Here is a 19,452-nt window from a genome sequence, read left to right as displayed (position 1 = left end):
TCCAAGGGGGAGCCTCAGATGCGTAGCACGCGAATCACCGCCGCGGTGGCGGGGGTAGTTCTGCTGGTGGGCGGTCTCAGCGCCTGTAACGACGGCTCGAAGGCATCCGGCAGCGGCGGAGGCGGTGACGCGGCGGGCGGCGACAAGGCGGCCCAGAGCCCGGTGGACGCCCTGAAGGCGGCCAAGGAGGCCACCGCGGCCAAGAACTCCGCGAAGTTCGACGGCTCGACGGAGACGACGACCTCCAGCGGCCGGTTCAAGCAGACCACCAAGGGCGGTCTCGACTGGTCGCAGGGCATGCAGATGAATGTCGAGAACACCCTGACCGGCGCCAAGAGCCCCGCCGGCGGCAAGCCGATCAAGGCGCTCTACACCCAGGACGCGGTCTACATGAACGTGGGCTCGGCCATGCCCGGCTCGGGCGGCAAGCCGTGGGTGAAGTACTCCTACGAGGCGCTGTCGAAGCAGATGGGCGCGTCCGGCACGGCGGTCAAGGACGTCCTCGCCAACGCCAACCCGAGCCAGCCGATTGATGTCCTGATCGCCTCCGGCACGGCCAAGGTCGTCGGCAAGGAGAAGGTCAACGGCGTCGAGGCGACCCACTACACCGGCACCGTCTCCATGGCCGACCTGAGCAAGAACCTCGGCAAGGCGGTCCGCGACGCCGTCCAGAAGCAGCTGGAGCAGGGCGGCGCGAAGAGCGAGAAGCTCGACCTCTGGATCGACGGCGACAACCTCCTGGTCAAGAAGGAGGAGCACGTCGAGGGCAAGATGCCGATCAACGCGACGGCGTTCTACTCCGACTACGGCACCAAGGTCGCCGTCGAGCCGCCGCCGGCGAGCCAGACGATGACCGCTCCCGGCGCCTGACCGGGGGACGGAACCGCAGGCGAGGGGCGTTTTCCGCGCCCCTCGCGGCGGATTTGCCTGAGCGTGGGCCGTTCGCGTACCGTACCGAGGAAGCCAAAGACCGCTGGTTGTCTCTGCGCGTCCTTTCCGGGGCGCGTGGTGGCCGAAGGATCCGCTAGCTGCGGACGGCCTGCGCAGGTATGTGTGGATGAACTCCCGGGCGATTCGTCGAACGGTCGAGTCACGCCCCGTGCGCCTGCGCCGGGGCGTTTGTTTTGCCCAGCCCCTTCTGCGCGGTCCTCATCACCCGGAAGGAGGCCGAGGCTCATGGCAAGTCCCGACAAGGTCGTAGCTGTCGAGGAGATCACGGACAAGTTCCGCAACTCCAACGCTGCTGTCGTCACCGCGTACACCGGACTTACCGTCGCGCAGATCAAGGATCTGCGCCGTTCGCTCGGTGACAACGCTCAGTACCGTGTGGTGAAGAACACGCTGACCAAGATCGCGGCCCACGAGGCCGGGATCTCCGTGCTGGACGAGCACCTTCAGGGCTCGACGGCCGTCGCCTTCGTCACCGGTGACCCGGTCGAGGCGGCGAAGGGTCTTCGTGACTTCGCCAAGGAGAACCAGAACCTCGTCATCAAGGGTGGTGTCTTCGAAGGGAAGGCACTCTCCGCCGATGACATCAAGAAGCTTGCGGACCTCGAGTCCCGCGAGGTTCTGCTCAGCAAGCTGGCCGGTGCCTTCAAGGCGAAGCAGTCGCAGGCTGCCTCCGTCTTCCAGGCGCTGCCGTCGAAGCTCGTCCGCACCGTGGACGCGCTCCGTGCCCAGCAGGCCGAGCAGGGCGGTGCCGAGTAATTCGGCTCGCACATTGGCGGCTTCCGTCTAGGCGTGCCTAGGCGGAGCGGCCACAGCGGGCCCGACGTACGCCCGCCTCACATGTACATCCGGCACCAGCCGAATTAGTGGAAGGACCGCCACCATGGCGAAGCTCAGCCAGGAAGACCTGCTCGCGCAGTTCGAGGAGATGACCCTCATCGAGCTCTCCGAGTTCGTGAAGGCGTTCGAGGAGAAGTTCGACGTCACCGCCGCCGCCGCCGCGCCGGTCGTCGTCGCCGGTGGTGCCGCTGGTGGCGCCGCCGCCGAGGCCGCCGAGGAGCAGGACGAGTTCGACGTCATCCTCACCGGTGCCGGCGACAAGAAGATCCAGGTCATCAAGGTCGTGCGTGAGCTGACCTCCCTGGGTCTGAAGGAGGCCAAGGACCTCGTGGACGGCACCCCGAAGCCGGTCCTGGAGAAGGTCGACAAGGCTGCCGCCGACAAGGCCGCCGAGGCCCTCAAGGGCGCCGGCGCCTCCGTCGAGGTCAAGTGACCTCACTGAGTCTCCGACTCGGGTCCTGAGCGCCCTCGTGGCGTAGCTGGACCAGCGAAGGGCGATCACCCAAGCGGGTGGTCGCCCTTCGGCGTGCTCGTCACGGCTGCGGCGCCCCGCGCGACGTGCGAGTATGGTGATCTTCGTTGTCCGGACGTCGGCCGTGTGACGTTCCCGCCGGGGCAGGGGGCCTTGACGAACCGCACGCGGCGCGCAATTCTCGGGACGCGATGCAGAAGCGGTCCTGGCTCCGAGGCATGGATCGCAGGCGAAGAGGGAAGCATCGATGTGCGCCACAGGCGCGGGGCTTTCGGCAGGCGCAGGGCATTGAACGCACAGCAGAACAACGAGGGGCTCCTCCGGTGTGGAGGTGCCACCTCCCGGAGGGAGAAGAGCGGTATCACGGCGTTGAACCGGTCTTCCGGAAACTCGCTCTGGACATCAGTGGGCCAAGTGGCTACACTGACCCTTTGCGCTGCCTGTTAGCTGCTCCCTGCCCGTCACCAGGGGCATACCCGAAGTCGAACATCACTGATTGAGCGGCCCTGACCTGGGCTTTCCCTCAGTCTGTTCCTCTCGGGGCCGGTACGCGCGTAGTGAGTCCGAGCCCTCGGAAGGACCCCCTCTTGGCCGCCTCGCGCAACGCCTCGACTGCCAATACGAACAACGGCGACAGCACCGCCCCGCTGCGCATCTCCTTTGCGAAGATCAAGGAGCCCCTCGGGGTTCCGAACCTCCTTGCGCTGCAGACCGAAAGCTTCGACTGGCTGCTCGGCAACGCCGCATGGAAGGGTCGCGTCGAGGCTGCGCTGGAGAGTGGGCAGGAAGTTCCCACCAAGTCCGGTCTGGAAGAGATCTTCGAAGAGATCTCCCCGATCGAGGACTTCTCCGGGTCGATGTCGCTGACGTTCCGCGACCACCGCTTCGAGCCCCCGAAGAACAGCATCGACGAGTGCAAGGAGCGCGACTTCACGTACGCGGCTCCGCTCTTCGTCACCGCCGAGTTCACCAACAACGAAACCGGCGAGATCAAGTCCCAGACGGTCTTCATGGGCGACTTCCCGCTCATGACCAACAAGGGCACCTTCTGCATCAACGGCACCGAGCGTGTCGTCGTCTCGCAGCTGGTCCGCTCGCCGGGCGTCTACTTCGACAGCTCCATCGACAAGACGTCCGACAAGGACATCTTCTCCGCCAAGGTCATCCCGTCCCGCGGTGCCTGGCTGGAGCTGGAGATCGACAAGCGCGACATGGTCGGTGTGCGCATCGACCGTAAGCGCAAGCAGTCCGTGACCGTCCTGCTCAAGGCCCTCGGTTGGACGACCGAGCAGATCCTTGAGGAGTTCGGCGAGTACGAGTCCATGCGCGCCACCCTGGAGAAGGACCACACCCAGGGCCAGGACGACGCGCTGCTCGACATCTACCGCAAGCTGCGTCCGGGCGAGCCGCCGACCCGTGAGGCCGCGCAGACGCTGCTGGAGAACCTCTACTTCAACCCGAAGCGCTACGACCTCGCGAAGGTCGGCCGCTACAAGGTCAACAAGAAGCTCGGCGGCGACGAGCCGCTCGACGCCGGCGTGCTGACCACCGACGACATCATCGCCACGATCAAGTACCTGGTGAAGCTGCACGCCGGTGAGACCGAGACGATGGGCGAGTCGGGCCGGACGATCGTCGTCGAGACCGACGACATCGACCACTTCGGCAACCGCCGCCTGCGCAACGTCGGCGAGCTGATCCAGAACCAGGTCCGTACGGGTCTCGCCCGTATGGAGCGCGTCGTGCGTGAGCGCATGACCACCCAGGACGTCGAGGCGATCACGCCGCAGACCCTGATCAACATCCGGCCGGTCGTCGCCTCCATCAAGGAGTTCTTCGGCACCAGCCAGCTGTCGCAGTTCATGGACCAGACGAACCCGCTGTCGGGTCTGACCCACAAGCGCCGTCTGTCCGCGCTGGGCCCCGGCGGTCTCTCCCGTGAGCGGGCCGGTCTGGACGTCCGTGACGTGCACCCCTCGCACTACGGCCGCATGTGCCCGATCGAGACGCCCGAAGGCCCGAACATCGGTCTGATCGGTTCGCTCGCCTCGTACGGCCGGGTCAACGTCTTCGGCTTCATCGAGACGCCGTACCGCAAGGTCGTCGACGGCCAGGTCACGGAGGAGGTGGACTACCTCACCGCGGATGAGGAGGACCGCTTCCTGATCGCCCAGGCCAACGCGAAGCTGACCGACGACATGCGCTTCGCCGAGCAGCGTGTGCTGGTCCGCCGCCGTGGCGGCGAGGTCGACCTCGTCCCCGCCGACGAGGTGGACTTCATGGACGTCTCGCCGCGCCAGATGGTGTCGGCCGCGACCGCCATGATCCCGTTCCTCGAGCACGACGACGCCAACCGCGCGCTCATGGGATCGAACATGATGCGCCAGGCCGTCCCGCTGATCAAGGCGGAGTCGCCGCTGGTCGGCACCGGCATGGAGTACCGCTGTGCGGTCGACGCCGGCGACGTCATCAAGGCGGAGAAGGACGGTGTCGTCCAGGAGGTCTCCGCGGACTACATCACCGTCGCCAACGACGACGGCACGTACACCACGTACCGCGTCGCCAAGTTCACCCGTTCCAACCAGGGCACCTCCTTCAACCAGAAGGTCGTCGTGGACGAGGGCGCGCGGGTCATCGAGGGCCAGGTCCTCGCCGACGGTCCGTCCACGGACGAAGGCGAGATGGCGCTCGGCAAGAACCTGCTCGTGGCGTTCATGCCGTGGGAGGGTCACAACTACGAGGACGCGATCATCCTGTCGCAGCGCCTCGTGCAGGACGACGTCCTCTCCTCGATCCACATCGAGGAGCACGAGGTCGACGCCCGTGACACCAAGCTCGGCCCGGAGGAGATCACCCGGGACATCCCGAACGTCTCCGAAGAGGTCCTCTCCGACCTCGACGAGCGCGGCATCATCCGCATCGGTGCCGAGGTCGTCGCCGGCGACATCCTCGTCGGCAAGGTCACGCCCAAGGGTGAGACCGAGCTGACCCCCGAGGAGCGTCTGCTCCGCGCGATCTTCGGTGAGAAGGCGCGCGAGGTCCGTGACACCTCGCTGAAGGTGCCGCACGGTGAGATCGGCAAGGTCATCGGCGTCCGCGTCTTCGACCGCGAGGAGGGCGACGAGCTGCCCCCGGGCGTGAACCAGCTGGTCCGCGTCTACGTCGCGCAGAAGCGCAAGATCACCGACGGTGACAAGCTCGCCGGCCGCCACGGCAACAAGGGCGTCATCTCGAAGATCCTGCCGGTCGAGGACATGCCGTTCCTGGAGGACGGCACCCCGGTCGACATCATCCTCAACCCGCTGGGTGTCCCGTCCCGAATGAACCCGGGGCAGGTTCTGGAGATCCACCTCGGCTGGCTCGCCAGCCAGGGCTGGAAGGTCGAGGGTGCCGAGGACTGGCAGCAGCGGCTGCAGGCGATCGGCGCCGACGACGTCGCGCCGCGAACCAACGTCGCCACCCCGGTCTTCGACGGTGCGCGCGAGGACGAGCTGGCGGGTCTCTTCGACTCGACGCTCCCCAACCGCGACGGCGAGCGGATGGTCAAGTCCTCCGGCAAGGCCCAGCTGTTCGACGGCCGCTCCGGCGAGCCGTTCCCGGACCCGATCTCGGTCGGGTACATGTACATCCTCAAGCTCCACCACCTGGTCGACGACAAGCTGCACGCCCGGTCGACCGGTCCGTACTCGATGATCACCCAGCAGCCGCTCGGTGGTAAGGCCCAGTTCGGTGGCCAGCGCTTCGGTGAGATGGAGGTGTGGGCGCTGGAGGCGTACGGCGCCGCTTACGCCCTCCAGGAGCTGCTCACGATCAAGTCCGACGACGTCACCGGCCGCGTGAAGGTCTACGAGGCCATCGTCAAGGGCGAGAACATCCCCGAGCCCGGCATTCCCGAGTCCTTCAAGGTGCTCATCAAGGAAATGCAGTCGCTCTGCCTGAACGTGGAGGTGCTGTCCTCGGACGGTATGTCCATCGAGATGCGCGACACCGACGAGGACGTCTTCCGCGCGGCGGAAGAGCTCGGTATCGACCTGTCCCGGCGCGAGCCGAGCAGCGTCGAAGAGGTCTGACGGGTCTGGCCGGGGCCTCCCTGCGAGGCCCCGGCCAACCCCGGACCCCGTCAGACCAAGATTGAGACTCGTCCCTGACAGCAACAATTGTCGGGGCAACCCCCGAAGGTGGGATTGACGACAGTGCTCGACGTCAACTTCTTCGACGAGCTGCGGATCGGCCTCGCCACCGCTGACGACATCCGTCAGTGGTCGCACGGTGAGGTCAAGAAGCCGGAGACCATCAACTACCGCACCCTCAAGCCCGAAAAGGACGGACTCTTCTGCGAGAAGATCTTCGGTCCGACCCGGGACTGGGAGTGCTACTGCGGTAAGTACAAGCGCGTCCGCTTCAAGGGCATCATCTGCGAGCGCTGCGGCGTCGAGGTCACTCGCGCCAAGGTGCGTCGTGAGCGGATGGGCCACATCGAGCTGGCCGCTCCCGTGACCCACATCTGGTACTTCAAGGGCGTCCCGAGCCGGCTGGGCTACCTGCTGGACCTCGCGCCGAAGGACCTTGAGAAGGTCATCTACTTCGCCGCCTACATGATCACCTGGGTGGACGAGGAGCGCCGTACGCGCGACCTGCCCTCGCTGGAGGCGCACGTCTCCGTCGAGCGTCAGCAGATCGAGCAGCGCCGCGACTCCGACCTGGAGGCCCGCGCCAAGAAGCTCGAGACCGACCTGGCCGAGCTGGAGGCCGAGGGCGCCAAGGCCGATGTGCGCCGCAAGGTGCGCGAGGGTGCCGAGCGCGAGATGAAGCAGCTGCGCGACCGCGCGCAGCGCGAGATCGACCGTCTCGACGAGGTCTGGAACCGCTTCAAGAACCTCAAGGTCCAGGACCTGGAGGGCGACGAGCTGCTCTACCGCGAGCTGCGTGACCGCTTCGGCACGTACTTCGACGGTTCCATGGGCGCCGCCTCGCTGCAGAAGCGCCTGGAGACCTTCGACCTCGACGAGGAGGCCGAGCGCCTCCGCGAGATCATCCGCACCGGCAAGGGCCAGAAGAAGACCCGTGCGCTCAAGCGCCTCAAGGTCGTCTCCGCCTTCCTGCAGACCCGCAACAGCCCCAAGGGCATGGTGCTGGACTGCATCCCGGTCATCCCGCCGGACCTGCGTCCGATGGTGCAGCTGGACGGTGGCCGCTTCGCGACCTCCGACCTGAACGACCTGTACCGCCGCGTGATCAACCGCAACAACCGCCTGAAGCGGCTTCTCGACCTCGGCGCGCCCGAGATCATCGTGAACAACGAGAAGCGCATGCTCCAGGAGGCCGTCGACGCGCTCTTCGACAACGGCCGTCGTGGTCGCCCGGTCACGGGCCCCGGCAACCGTCCGCTGAAGTCGCTGTCCGACATGCTCAAGGGCAAGCAGGGCCGCTTCCGTCAGAACCTGCTCGGTAAGCGAGTCGACTACTCGGCGCGTTCCGTCATCGTCGTCGGCCCGCAGCTCAAGCTGCACCAGTGCGGTCTGCCGAAGGCCATGGCGCTGGAGCTCTTCAAGCCGTTCGTGATGAAGCGCCTGGTCGACCTGAACCACGCGCAGAACATCAAGTCGGCGAAGCGGATGGTCGAGCGCGGCCGCACGGTCGTGTACGACGTCCTCGAAGAGGTCATCGCCGAGCACCCGGTGCTGCTGAACCGTGCGCCCACCCTGCACCGCCTCGGCATCCAGGCCTTCGAGCCGCAGCTGGTCGAGGGCAAGGCCATTCAGATCCACCCGCTCGTCTGCACCGCGTTCAACGCGGACTTCGACGGTGACCAGATGGCCGTCCACCTGCCGCTCTCCGCGGAGGCGCAGGCCGAGGCCCGCATCCTGATGCTGTCCTCGAACAACATCCTCAAGCCGGCCGACGGCCGTCCGGTCACCATGCCGACCCAGGACATGGTGCTGGGCCTGTTCTTCCTCACCACCGACGAGGAGGAGCGCAAGGTCATCGGTGAGGGCCGGGCGTTCGGTTCGGTCGCCGAGGCGATCATGGCGTTCGACGCCAAGGAGCTGTCGCTCCAGGCGAAGGTCGACATCCGCTTCCCGATCGGCACCATCCCGCCGCGGGGCTTCGTCCCGCCGGTCGCCGAAGAGGGCGAGCCGGAGTGGCAGCAGGGTGACTCGTTCCGCCTGCGGACGACCCTGGGCCGCGCGCTCTTCAACGAGCTGTTGCCCGAGGACTACCCGTTCGTCGACTACTCGGTGGGCAAGAAGCAGCTCTCCGCGATCGTCAACGACCTCGCCGAGCGCTACCCCAAGGTCATCGTGGCGGCGACGCTCGACAACCTGAAGGCGGCCGGTTTCCACTGGGCGACCCGTTCCGGCGTCACCGTCGCCGTCTCGGACATCGTCGTCCCGGAGGCCAAGAAGGGCATCGTCGCGGGCTACGAGGCCCAGGACGAGAAGGTCCAGAAGCAGTACGAGCGCGGTCTGATCACCAAGGACGAGCGCACTCAGGAACTGATCAACATCTGGACCAAGGCGACCAACGAGGTCGCCGAGGCGATGAACGAGAACTTCCCCAAGACGAACCCCATCTTCATGATGGTTGACTCGGGTGCCCGAGGAAACATGATGCAGATGCGGCAGATCGCCGGTATGCGTGGTCTGGTGTCGAACGCGAAGAACGAGACCATCCCGCGTCCCATCAAGGCGTCCTTCCGCGAGGGCCTCTCCGTGCTGGAGTACTTCATCTCCACGCACGGTGCCCGTAAGGGTCTGGCGGACACCGCCCTGCGTACCGCCGACTCGGGTTACCTGACCCGTCGTCTGGTGGACGTCTCGCAGGACGTGATCATCCGCGAGGAGGACTGCGGCACCGAGCGCGGCCTCAAGCTGAAGATCGCGACCCGCGGCGCCGACGGCTCCCTGCGCAAGACGGACGACGTGGAGTCGAGCGTCTACGCCCGGATGCTGGCCGAGGACGTCGTCGTCGACGGCAAGGTCATCGCCTCCGCCAACGTCGACCTCGGCGACGTGCTCATCGACCAGCTGGTCGCGCACGGCGTCGAGGAGGTCAAGACCCGCTCGGTCCTGACCTGTGAGTCGGCGGTCGGCACCTGTGCCTACTGCTACGGCCGTTCGCTGGCCACCGGCAAGCTGGTCGACATCGGTGAGGCGGTCGGCATCATCGCCGCCCAGTCCATCGGTGAGCCCGGCACCCAGCTGACGATGCGTACCTTCCACACCGGTGGTGTGGCCGGTGACGACATCACCCTGGGTCTGCCGCGAGTCGTCGAGCTCTTCGAGGCCCGTACGCCCAAGGGTGTCGCCCCGATCTCGGAGGCGGCCGGCCGCGTCCGTATCGAGGAGACCGAGAAGACCAAGAAGGTTGTCGTCACCCCGGACGACGGCAGCGACGAGACGGCGTACGGCGTCTCCAAGCGCGCCCGTCTGCTGGTGGGCGAGGGCGACCACGTCGAGGTCGGCCAGCCGCTGACCCTGGGCGCCATCAACCCGCACGACGTGCTGCGGATCCTCGGCCAGCGTGCCGTCCAGGTCCACCTCGTCGGTGAGGTCCAGAAGGTCTACAACAGCCAGGGCGTGGCGATCCACGACAAGCACATCGAGATCATCATCCGGCAGATGCTGCGCCGCGTGACGATCATCGAGTCCGGCGACGCGGAGCTGCTGCCGGGCGAGCTGGTGGAGCGCTCGAAGTTCGAGGGCGAGAACCGTCGTGTCGTGGCGGAGGGTGGCCACCCGGCCTCCGGCCGTCCGCAGCTGATGGGTATCACCAAGGCCTCGCTGGCGACGGAGTCCTGGCTGTCGGCCGCCTCCTTCCAGGAGACGACCCGAGTCCTGACGGATGCGGCGATCAACGCCAAGTCCGACAGCCTCATCGGCCTCAAGGAGAACGTCATCATCGGTAAGCTCATCCCGGCCGGTACGGGCCTGTCCCGCTACCGCAACATCCGGGTGGAGCCCACCGAGGAGGCCAAGGCTGCGATGTACTCGGCCGTCGGTTACGACGACATCGACTACTCGCCGTTCGGCACCGGCTCCGGCCAGGCGGTCCCGCTGGAGGACTACGACTACGGCCCGTACAACCAGTAAGGGTCCGGTTCGCACGACGTCGACAGGGCGGTCATCCCGTAAGGGGTGGCCGCCCTGCGGCGTTGTTGACGGATACGCCACCGGCCACGGAACTCGCGCTCCCATTGCTGCGTCTGTGATGAGAAGATGGGGATCAACTGTCGAGCGGGGGAGGATCGCGTGGCATTCCAGCCCTGGCAGGGTGGGCAACCCGCTCAGCCGCACCAGACTCCGGCGATGCGCGCCTCGCACGCCGACCGTGAGCGTACGGTCGACGTGCTGAAGGCCGGGTTCGCCGAGGGGCGGCTCGCGCAGGCGGAGTACGAGCAGCGGATCGGCCGGGCGTATCAGGCGCAGACCCATGCCGAGCTGCAGATGCTGGTGGCGGATCTGCCGACCGGCCCGGTGGCGCAGTCGCAGTTCGAGCCGCGGCCGGTCCCGGCGACGTTCATGCCGGCCGCGCCGATGCCGATGCCGCAGCAGACCAACGGCTCCGCCACCGCCGCGCTGGTCTGCGGCATCCTGACGCCGGTGACGTGGGGGGTGACCGCGATCCCCGCGGTGATCCTGGGCCACAAGGCGCGCGGGGAGATCCGCCGCACCGGTGAGCGCGGTGACGGCCAGGCGCTGGCCGGGGTGGTGCTGGGCTGGCTGGGGATCGGTGGCTGGGCGCTCTTCATCCTGATGATGATGGTGGCGGTCATCTTCCGCGCCTGACCCGTCGCGACTGTCCGTGAGGGCCACCCGGGTGACCGGCGGGTGACCTCCGTTCCACCGTCCGGGTGACAGCCCGTGAGCACTCCGTCCGGTTGCGCCCGGCGTGTCGGCCGCGGGGCATTTGTTTTGACCGGAGTCGGTGAGGTAGGTACGCTCAGACCTTGTGCCTGGGGTGTGCCCTGGCTGCCCTGCGTGTCTTCAACCGTAGAGCGAGCCACTACCGGCCGCGCCGCAATCTGCGCCCGTTTTCCGCCTCGCGGAGAGTGCTGCAGTGTTCGACACACCCGACCTCGTGGGTCGGTGGGTGTTCCAGGTTAGCTTTACCGTGATCGGCACACAGAAACCGGAGAAGTAGTGCCTACGATCCAGCAGCTGGTCCGTAAGGGCCGGCAGGACAAGGTCGAGAAGAACAAGACGCCCGCACTGGAGGGTTCGCCCCAGCGCCGCGGCGTCTGCACGCGTGTGTTCACGACCACCCCGAAGAAGCCGAACTCGGCCCTGCGTAAGGTCGCGCGTGTGCGTCTGACCAGCGGGATCGAGGTCACCGCTTACATTCCGGGTGAGGGCCACAACCTGCAGGAGCACTCGATCGTGCTCGTGCGCGGCGGCCGTGTGAAGGACCTGCCGGGTGTTCGGTACAAGATCATCCGCGGCTCCCTCGACACGCAGGGCGTCAAGAACCGCAAGCAGGCTCGCAGCCGCTACGGCGCCAAGAAGGAGAAGTAAGAATGCCTCGTAAGGGCCCCGCCCCGAAGCGCCCGGTCATCATCGACCCGGTCTACGGCTCTCCTCTGGTGACCTCCCTCATCAACAAGGTTCTGCTGAACGGCAAGCGCTCCACCGCTGAGCGCATCGTTTACGGCGCCATGGAGGGTCTGCGCGAGAAGACCGGTAACGACCCGGTCATCACGCTCAAGCGCGCGCTCGAGAACATCAAGCCGACCCTTGAGGTCAAGTCCCGCCGTGTCGGTGGCGCGACCTACCAGGTCCCGGTCGAGGTCAAGCCCGGCCGCGCCGCCACCCTCTCGCTCCGCTGGCTCGTGGGCTACTCCCGCGCCCGTCGCGAGAAGACCATGACCGAGCGCCTCATGAACGAACTGCTCGACGCCTCCAACGGCCTCGGCGCTTCGGTCAAGAAGCGTGAGGACACGCACAAGATGGCCGAGTCCAACAAGGCCTTCGCGCACTACCGCTGGTAGTCGCAACCCCCATCGAGACCGAGAGAAGACTGAGCCGATATGGCTACCACTTCGCTTGACCTGGCCAAGGTGCGCAACATCGGCATCATGGCCCACATCGACGCGGGCAAGACGACCACCACCGAGCGGATCCTGTTCTACACCGGTGTCTCGTACAAGATCGGTGAGGTCCACGACGGCGCCGCCACGATGGACTGGATGGAGCAGGAGCAGGAGCGTGGTATCACCATCACCTCCGCTGCCACCACCTGTCACTGGCCGCTCGAGAACGTCGACCACACGATCAACATCATCGACACCCCGGGTCACGTCGACTTCACCGTCGAGGTGGAGCGCTCCCTGCGTGTCCTCGACGGTGCTGTGACCGTGTTCGACGGCGTGGCCGGCGTTGAGCCCCAGTCCGAGACCGTTTGGCGTCAGGCGGACCGCTACGGCGTTCCGCGTATCTGCTTCGTCAACAAGCTCGACCGCACCGGTGCCGACTTCCTGCGCTGCGTCGACATGATCGTGGACCGCCTGGGCGCGGTGCCGATCGTGATGCAGCTGCCGATCGGTGCCGAGGCCGACTTCCAGGGCGTCATCGACCTGGTCCGCATGAAGGCCCTGGTGTACTCGGCCGAGGCGGCCAAGGGCGAGATGTATGACGTCCTCGACATCCCCGCCGACAAGCTGGAGCTCGCCGAGGAGTACCGCGGCAAGCTCATCGAGGCTGTCGCGGAGAACGACGAAGAGGTCATGGAGCTGTTCCTGGAGGGCGAGGAGCCCACCGAGGAGCAGCTGTACGCCGCGATCCGTCGCATCACGATCGCCGCCGGCAAGGCCGAGAACACCACCGTCACCCCGGTGTTCTGCGGTACCGCGTTCAAGAACAAGGGCGTGCAGCCCCTGCTCGACGCCGTGGTCCGTTACCTGCCGTCGCCGCTCGACGTCGAGGCCATCGAGGGCCACGCGGTCAACGACCCGGAGACGGTCGTCGCCCGCAAGCCCTCCGAGGACGAGCCGCTCGCGGCGCTGGCGTTCAAGATCGCCAGCGACCCGCACCTGGGCAAGCTCACCTTCATCCGTGTGTACTCGGGCCGCCTCGAGGCCGGCTCGCAGGTGCAGAACTCGGTGAAGGGCAAGAAGGAACGCATCGGCAAGATCTACCGGATGCACGCGAACAAGCGTGAGGAGATCGAGTCGGTGGGTGCCGGTGACATCGTCGCCGTCATGGGTCTGAAGCAGACCACCACCGGTGAGACCCTCTGCGACGCGGGCAACCCCGTGATCCTGGAGTCGATGGAGTTCCCGGCCCCGGTCATCCAGGTCGCCATCGAGCCCAAGTCCAAGGGCGACCAGGAGAAGCTGGGTGTCGCCATCCAGCGTCTCGCCGAGGAAGACCCCTCGTTCCAGGTGCACACCGACGAGGAGACCGGCCAGACCATCATCGCGGGTATGGGCGAGCTGCACCTCGACGTGCTGGTCGACCGTATGAAGCGCGAGTTCCGCGTCGAGGCCAACGTCGGCAAGCCGCAGGTCGCGTACCGCGAGACGCTGCGCAAGCCGGTGGAGCGGCTGGACTACACGCACAAGAAGCAGACCGGTGGTTCCGGTCAGTTCGCGAAGGTCCAGATCGCCATCGAGCCGCTCGAGGGCGACGGGTACGAGTTCGAGAACAAGGTCACCGGTGGCCGTATCCCGCGGGAGTACATCCCGTCGGTGGACGCGGGCTGCCAGGAGGCCATGGAGTTCGGCGTGCTCGCCGGCTACCCGCTGACCGGCGTCAAGGTCACCCTTCTCGACGGTGCCTTCCACGACGTGGACTCGTCCGAGATGGCGTTCAAGATCGCCGGTTCGATGGCCTTCAAGGAGGCCGCCCGCAAGGCCAGCCCGGCCCTGCTGGAGCCGATGATGAAGGTCGAGGTGACGACGCCCGAGGACTACATGGGTGACGTCATCGGCGACATCAACTCGCGTCGTGGTCAGATCCAGTCCATGGAGGACCGCGCCGGCGCCAAGCTCGTCACGGGCCTGGTTCCGCTTTCGGAGATGTTCGGCTACGTCGGAGACCTCCGCAGCAAGACCTCGGGTCGCGCAAGCTACTCGATGCAGTTCGACTCCTACGCCGAGGTTCCCCGGAACGTCGCCGAGGAGATCATCGCGAAGGCCAAGGGCGAGTAGCTCCGTTAGCCGGAACACGCTTTAGGCTTGACACCGTCTGCCGGGGTAAACCCCGCAATCCGTGAGGAATGCCCCGGCGGTCGGCATCCCAGCAAAGATCACCTGGCGCCGATGAGTAAGGCGTACAGAACCACTTCAGGAGGACCCAGTGGCGAAGGCGAAGTTCGAGCGGACTAAGCCGCACGTCAACATCGGCACCATCGGTCACATTGACCACGGTAAGACGACCCTCACGGCCGCCATTACCAAGGTGCTGCACGACGAGTACCCCGACCTGAACGAGGCCTCGGCCTTCGACCAGATCGACAAGGCTCCCGAGGAGCGTCAGCGCGGTATCACGATCTCGATCGCGCACGTCGAGTACCAGACGGAGAACCGTCACTACGCCCACGTCGACTGCCCCGGTCACGCGGACTACATCAAGAACATGATCACGGGTGCGGCGCAGATGGACGGCGCCATCCTCGTGGTTGCCGCCACCGACGGCCCGATGCCGCAGACCAAGGAGCACGTGCTCCTGGCCCGCCAGGTCGGCGTTCCCTACATCGTTGTCGCCCTGAACAAGGCCGACATGGTGGACGACGAGGAGATCCTGGAGCTCGTCGAGCTCGAGGTCCGTGAGCTCCTCTCCGAGTACGAGTTCCCGGGCGACGACGTTCCGGTCGTCAAGGTCTCGGCGCTGAAGGCGCTCGAGGGCGACCCGGAGTGGGCCAAGTCCGTCGTGGACCTGATGAAGGCCGTCGACGAGGCGATCCCCGCCCCGGACCGTGACGTCGACAAGCCGTTCCTGATGCCGATCGAGGACGTCTTCACCATCACCGGCCGTGGCACCGTTGTCACCGGTCGTATCGAGCGTGGTGTCCTCAAGGTCAACGAGACCGTCGACATCATCGGCATCAAGCCGGAGAAGACCACCACCACGGTCACCGGCATCGAGATGTTCCGCAAGCTGCTCGACGAGGGCCAGGCCGGTGAGAACGTCGGTCTGCTGCTCCGCGGCATCAAGCGCGAGGACGTCGAGCGCGGCCAGGTCATCATCAAGCCGGGCTCGGTCACGCCGCACACCTCCTTCGAGGCGCAGGCGTACATCCTGTCGAAGGACGAGGGTGGCCGCCACACCCCGTTCTTCAACAACTACCGCCCGCAGTTCTACTTCCGCACCACGGACGTGACCGGCGTCGTGACCCTCCCCGAGGGCACCGAGATGGTCATGCCGGGCGACAACACCGAGATGAGCGTCGAGCTCATCCAGCCCGTCGCCATGGAGGAGGGCCTGAAGTTCGCCATCCGTGAGGGTGGTCGGACCGTCGGCGCCGGCCAGGTCACCAAGATCAACAAGTAAGTGTTGATCGGGGTAACCCGGTAGCTCCTGCGAGCATTCGAGCCTCGGCTCACGGAAGCGCCCGTACGGCTTCGGTCGTGCGGGCGCTTTCCGCTGCCCGGAATCGGGTCGGGTGCCGTGTTCCGGAGGCCCGGTCGGCGACCGGATGACGGGCTGCCCGCGCGGCGGCATGTGTAAGTGATCTCCGGGTGGGATAGCCTCTAAGGCTCGATTGGCCTCGGCCCTCGGCCGTATGGCACACTGTCCAGGTTGCTCGGTTGAGTGCCGATGCTGCGCGCCTCCCGCCGGGGGGACCGGAAGCGAGTCCTAGGTATTCGTCGCCTCTTATCAGGGGCGGAAGTACGGGAATCTTCCGGGAAGCGTCAGCGGGGTGCCTCAGCCAGGCGCTCGGTGGGTGTTCCGCCCCCACGTCTCCTTCTCGAAGGATTTCCGTACGGAAATTTCTCCGGTGGGAGTGCGACACGCCCGACCGCGTGGGTCGGAGGCGGGACGCGTACGCACCGAGTCCCAGAGCGTTACGAGAGACAGGACTACGAAGTAGCCATGGCGGGACAGAAGATCCGCATCCGGCTCAAGGCCTACGACCACGAGGTCATCGACAGCTCGGCGAAGAAGATCGTCGAGACGGTGACTCGCACTGGTGCGTCGGTCGCGGGCCCGGTGCCGCTGCCCACTGAGAAGAACGTGTACTGCGTCATCAAGTCGCCGCACAAGTACAAGGACTCGCGCGAGCACTTCGAGATGCGCACGCACAAGCGCCTGATCGACATCCTCGACCCGACGCCCAAGACCGTTGACTCGCTGATGCGCCTGGACCTTCCGGCCGGCGTTGACATCGAGATCAAGCTCTGAGAGGCGCGGAAGAGATGGCTAAGCAGATCAAGGGCATCCTGGGCGAGAAGCTCGGCATGACCCAGGTCTGGGACGACAACAACCGTGTTGTCCCGGTGACCGTGGTGAAGGCCGGCCCCTGTGTCGTTACCCAGGTGCGCACCAATGACCAGGACGGCTACGACTCCGTCCAGATCGCCTTCGGCGAGATCGACCCGCGCAAGGTGAACAAGCCCCTCAAGGGCCACTTCGCGAAGGCCGACGTCACCCCCCGCCGTCACCTCGTCGAGGTCCGTACCGCCGACGCCGGCGAGTACACCCTCGGCCAGGAGCTGACCGCTGAGACCTTCGAGTCCGGCGTCAAGGTGGACGTGACCGGCAAGAGCAAGGGCAAGGGCTTCGCCGGCGTCATGAAGCGTCACGGCTTCCACGGCGGCAAGGCTTCCCACGGTGCCCACCGCGTGCACCGTAAGCCGGGCTCCATCGGTGGCTGCGCCACCCCGGGCCGCGTGTTCAAGGGCATGCGGATGGCCGGTCGTATGGGCAACGAGCGGGTCACCACCCAGAACCTGACCGTCCATGCCGTTGACGCGGAGAAGGGCCTGCTGCTCATCAAGGGCGCAGTTCCTGGTCCGAACGGCGGCCTCGTCCTGGTCCGTACCGCGGCCAAGGGGGCCTGAGGTAACCGATGAGCACCATTGACATCCTTTCGCCGGCAGGCGACAAGGCCGGGACCGTCGAGCTCCCCGCGGAGATCTTCGACGCGAAGGTCAGCATTCCGCTGATCCACCAGGTCGTTGTCGCGCAGCTGGCCGCTGCCCGTCAGGGCACGCACAAGACCAAGACTCGCGGCGAGGTCCGCGGCGGTGGCAAGAAGCCGTACCGCCAGAAGGGCACCGGCCGCGCGCGCCAGGGTTCGACCCGTGCGCCGCAGTTCGCCGGTGGTGGCGTCGTGCACGGTCCCGTGCCGCGCGACTACTCGCAGCGGACGCCCAAGAAGATGAAGGCCGCCGCCCTGCGCGGTGCCCTCACCGACCGGGCGCGCAACAGCCGTATCCACGTCGTCTCCGGCGTGGTCGACGGCGCGATCTCCACCAAGGCCGCCAAGGGTCTCCTCGGCAAGGTCAGCGAGCGGAAGAACCTGCTCCTGGTCGCCGAGCGCTCCGACGAGGCCGCGTGGCTGTCCGCCCGCAACCTGCCCCAGGTGCACATCCTGGAGCCGGGCCAGCTGAACACGTACGACGTGCTCGTCTCCGACGACGTGGTCTTCACCGCGGCCGCTCTGGAGTCCTTCGTGTCCGGCCGGAACGCTGAGACCGAAGGGAGCGACGCCTGATGACTGAGGCCGTCGTCACCAGCAAGACCTTCTCGGACCCGCGCGACATTCTTGTCAAGCCGGTGGTCTCCGAGAAGAGCTACGCGCTGCTGGACGAGAACAAGTACACGTTCATCGTCGACCCGCGTGCCAACAAGACCCAGATCAAGCAGGCCGTCGAGGCGGTCTTCTCGGTCAAGGTCTCCGGGGTCAACACGATCAACCGCCAGGGCAAGCGCAAGCGCACCCGCACCGGTTTCGGCAAGCGTGCCGACACCAAGCGCGCCATCGTGACCCTCGCCGAGGGCGACCGTATCGACATCTTCGGCGGTCCGACCGCCTGAGGGCGGTCTGGATCGTCCGGAATCGGACGAGGACTGAGAAATGGGTATCCGCAAGTACAAGCCGACGACCCCGGGCCGTCGTGGCTCCAGCGTCGCCGACTTTGTCGAGATCACGCGGTCCACGCCGGAGAAGTCGCTGGTCCGCCCGCTGCACAGCAAGGGCGGCCGTAACAACGCCGGTCGTGTGACCGTTCGCCACCAGGGCGGTGGCCACAAGCGCGCCTACCGAGTGATCGACTTCCGTCGTCACGACAAGGACGGCGTGCCGGCCAAGGTCGCGCACATCGAGTACGACCCCAACCGCACCGCGCGCATCGCGCTGCTGCACTACGCAGACGGCGAGAAGCGCTACATCATCGCGCCCCGTGGCCTGTCGCAGGGTGACCGGATTGAGAACGGCCCCGGCGCCGACATCAAGCCCGGCAACAACCTGCCGCTGCGCCACATCCCCGTGGGTACGACGATCCACGCGATCGAGCTGCGTCCGGGCGGCGGTGCGAAGTTCGCCCGCTCGGCCGGTGCCTCCGTGCAGCTGCTGGCGCGGGAGGGCTCGATGGCCCACCTGCGTATGCCGTCCGGTGAGATCCGCCTGGTCGACGTCCGCTGCCGCGCCACCGTCGGCGAGGTCGGCAACGCCGAGCAGTCGAACATCAACTGGGGCAAGGCCGGCCGCATGCGCTGGAAGGGCGTCCGCCCGACCGTGCGTGGTGTCGTGATGAACCCCGTCGACCACCCGCACGGTGGTGGTGAGGGCAAGACCTCCGGTGGTCGCCACCCGGTCTCGCCGTGGGGTCAGAAGGAGGGTCGTACGCGTTCGCCGAAGAAGGCTTCGAACAAGTACATCGTCCGCCGCCGCAAGACGAACAAGAAGCGCTAGGAGCGGGTTTAGATGCCGCGCAGTCTCAAGAAGGGGCCCTTCGTCGACGACCACCTTGCCAAGAAGGTGGATGTTCAGAACGAAGCCGGCACCAAGAACGTCATCAAGACCTGGTCCCGCCGCTCCATGATCGTCCCGGCCATGCTCGGCCACACGATCGCGGTGCACGACGGCCGCAAGCACGTCCCGGTGTTCGTCACCGAGTCGATGGTTGGCCACAAGCTCGGCGAGTTTGCGCCGACCCGCACCTTCCGCGGCCACGAGAAGGACGACCGCAAGTCGCGGCGTCGTTGATCGGCGGAGTGCGAAGACTATGACTGACACCGAAGGGACAA

At 66.5% G+C, this 19,452-nt stretch carries 16 protein-coding genes; all 16 read left to right on the top strand.

Going from position 1 to position 19,452, the window contains the following annotated elements; translation table 11 throughout:
- Nucleotides 1-18: 18 nt before the first annotated feature.
- A complete protein-coding gene (locus tag ACF1BH_RS18575; protein WP_391643528.1) occupies nt 19-870 on the top strand; it encodes a hypothetical protein in 852 nt (283 codons plus the stop codon).
- A 306-nt stretch (nt 871-1,176) separates the two neighbouring features.
- The gene (rplJ, locus tag ACF1BH_RS18570) at nt 1,177-1,707 is read left to right on the top strand and encodes a 50S ribosomal protein L10 (protein WP_391643527.1); all 531 of its coding nucleotides are present in this window, start codon (nt 1,177-1,179) and stop codon (nt 1,705-1,707) included.
- A gap of 124 nt (nt 1,708-1,831) precedes the next feature.
- Entirely contained in the window at nt 1,832-2,221 is a 390-nt protein-coding gene (rplL, locus tag ACF1BH_RS18565; protein WP_391643526.1) for a 50S ribosomal protein L7/L12, read from the top strand.
- Between the two features lie 626 nt (nt 2,222-2,847).
- The gene (rpoB, locus tag ACF1BH_RS18560; RefSeq protein WP_391643525.1) at nt 2,848-6,330 is read left to right on the top strand and encodes a DNA-directed RNA polymerase subunit beta; all 3,483 of its coding nucleotides are present in this window, start codon (nt 2,848-2,850) and stop codon (nt 6,328-6,330) included.
- 123 nt (nt 6,331-6,453) lie between these two features.
- Nucleotides 6,454-10,353, top strand: a complete 3,900-nt coding sequence (locus ACF1BH_RS18555) for a DNA-directed RNA polymerase subunit beta' (protein WP_391643658.1) — start codon at nt 6,454-6,456, stop codon at nt 10,351-10,353.
- Between the two features lie 216 nt (nt 10,354-10,569).
- On the top strand, nt 10,570-11,049 hold the full coding sequence (locus ACF1BH_RS18550) for a DUF1707 and DUF4190 domain-containing protein (protein ID WP_391643524.1): 480 nt from the start codon (nt 10,570-10,572) through the stop codon (nt 11,047-11,049).
- Between the two features lie 354 nt (nt 11,050-11,403).
- A complete protein-coding gene (rpsL, locus tag ACF1BH_RS18545; protein ID WP_003948652.1) occupies nt 11,404-11,775 on the top strand; it encodes a 30S ribosomal protein S12 in 372 nt (123 codons plus the stop codon).
- Nucleotides 11,776-11,777: 2 nt separating this feature from the next.
- On the top strand, nt 11,778-12,248 hold the full coding sequence (rpsG, locus tag ACF1BH_RS18540; protein WP_004571813.1) for a 30S ribosomal protein S7: 471 nt from the start codon (nt 11,778-11,780) through the stop codon (nt 12,246-12,248).
- Between the two features lie 39 nt (nt 12,249-12,287).
- Entirely contained in the window at nt 12,288-14,408 is a 2,121-nt protein-coding gene (gene fusA, locus ACF1BH_RS18535; RefSeq protein WP_391643523.1) for an elongation factor G, read from the top strand.
- Between the two features lie 148 nt (nt 14,409-14,556).
- Nucleotides 14,557-15,750: an elongation factor Tu gene (gene tuf / locus ACF1BH_RS18530; protein WP_391643522.1), complete on the top strand. Its 1,194-nt coding sequence runs from the start codon at nt 14,557-14,559 to the stop codon at nt 15,748-15,750.
- Nucleotides 15,751-16,293: 543 nt separating this feature from the next.
- Nucleotides 16,294-16,602: a 30S ribosomal protein S10 gene (gene rpsJ, locus ACF1BH_RS18525; protein WP_003948644.1), complete on the top strand. Its 309-nt coding sequence runs from the start codon at nt 16,294-16,296 to the stop codon at nt 16,600-16,602.
- A gap of 14 nt (nt 16,603-16,616) precedes the next feature.
- Entirely contained in the window at nt 16,617-17,261 is a 645-nt protein-coding gene (gene rplC, locus ACF1BH_RS18520; RefSeq protein ID WP_391643521.1) for a 50S ribosomal protein L3, read from the top strand.
- Between the two features lie 8 nt (nt 17,262-17,269).
- Nucleotides 17,270-17,917 (top strand): 50S ribosomal protein L4, encoded by a 648-nt coding sequence (gene rplD / locus ACF1BH_RS18515; protein WP_391643520.1) that lies wholly within the window; start codon nt 17,270-17,272, stop codon nt 17,915-17,917.
- The gene (gene rplW / locus ACF1BH_RS18510) at nt 17,917-18,240 is read left to right on the top strand and encodes a 50S ribosomal protein L23 (protein WP_030283453.1); all 324 of its coding nucleotides are present in this window, start codon (nt 17,917-17,919) and stop codon (nt 18,238-18,240) included. The genes rplD and rplW overlap by 1 nt, the downstream gene beginning before the upstream one ends.
- A gap of 40 nt (nt 18,241-18,280) precedes the next feature.
- Nucleotides 18,281-19,117 (top strand): 50S ribosomal protein L2, encoded by an 837-nt coding sequence (gene rplB / locus ACF1BH_RS18505; RefSeq protein WP_030283452.1) that lies wholly within the window; start codon nt 18,281-18,283, stop codon nt 19,115-19,117.
- Nucleotides 19,118-19,129: 12 nt separating this feature from the next.
- On the top strand, nt 19,130-19,411 hold the full coding sequence (gene rpsS / locus ACF1BH_RS18500; RefSeq protein ID WP_004571826.1) for a 30S ribosomal protein S19: 282 nt from the start codon (nt 19,130-19,132) through the stop codon (nt 19,409-19,411).
- Nucleotides 19,412-19,452 lie beyond the last annotated feature (41 nt).

The organism is Streptomyces sp. NPDC014733, assembly GCF_043083385.1.
In the GTDB taxonomy this organism is placed as follows: domain Bacteria; phylum Actinomycetota; class Actinomycetes; order Streptomycetales; family Streptomycetaceae; genus Streptomyces.
This window is presented reverse-complemented; position numbering and strand designations above follow the sequence as displayed.

Coding starts and splice junctions, on each gene's coding strand:
- ACF1BH_RS18550 (WP_391643524.1), top strand. CDS start 10,570: ATGCGCGCCTCGCACGCCGACCGTGAGCGTACGGTCGACGTGCTGAAG.
- rplJ (WP_391643527.1), top strand. CDS start 1,177: ATGGCAAGTCCCGACAAGGTCGTAGCTGTCGAGGAGATCACGGACAAG.
- rplB (WP_030283452.1), top strand. CDS start 18,281: ATGGGTATCCGCAAGTACAAGCCGACGACCCCGGGCCGTCGTGGCTCC.
- fusA (WP_391643523.1), top strand. CDS start 12,288: ATGGCTACCACTTCGCTTGACCTGGCCAAGGTGCGCAACATCGGCATC.
- rpsG (WP_004571813.1), top strand. CDS start 11,778: ATGCCTCGTAAGGGCCCCGCCCCGAAGCGCCCGGTCATCATCGACCCG.
- rplW (WP_030283453.1), top strand. CDS start 17,917: ATGACTGAGGCCGTCGTCACCAGCAAGACCTTCTCGGACCCGCGCGAC.
- rplL (WP_391643526.1), top strand. CDS start 1,832: ATGGCGAAGCTCAGCCAGGAAGACCTGCTCGCGCAGTTCGAGGAGATG.
- rplC (WP_391643521.1), top strand. CDS start 16,617: ATGGCTAAGCAGATCAAGGGCATCCTGGGCGAGAAGCTCGGCATGACC.
- rplD (WP_391643520.1), top strand. CDS start 17,270: ATGAGCACCATTGACATCCTTTCGCCGGCAGGCGACAAGGCCGGGACC.
- ACF1BH_RS18575 (WP_391643528.1), top strand. CDS start 19: ATGCGTAGCACGCGAATCACCGCCGCGGTGGCGGGGGTAGTTCTGCTG.
- rpsS (WP_004571826.1), top strand. CDS start 19,130: ATGCCGCGCAGTCTCAAGAAGGGGCCCTTCGTCGACGACCACCTTGCC.
- rpsJ (WP_003948644.1), top strand. CDS start 16,294: ATGGCGGGACAGAAGATCCGCATCCGGCTCAAGGCCTACGACCACGAG.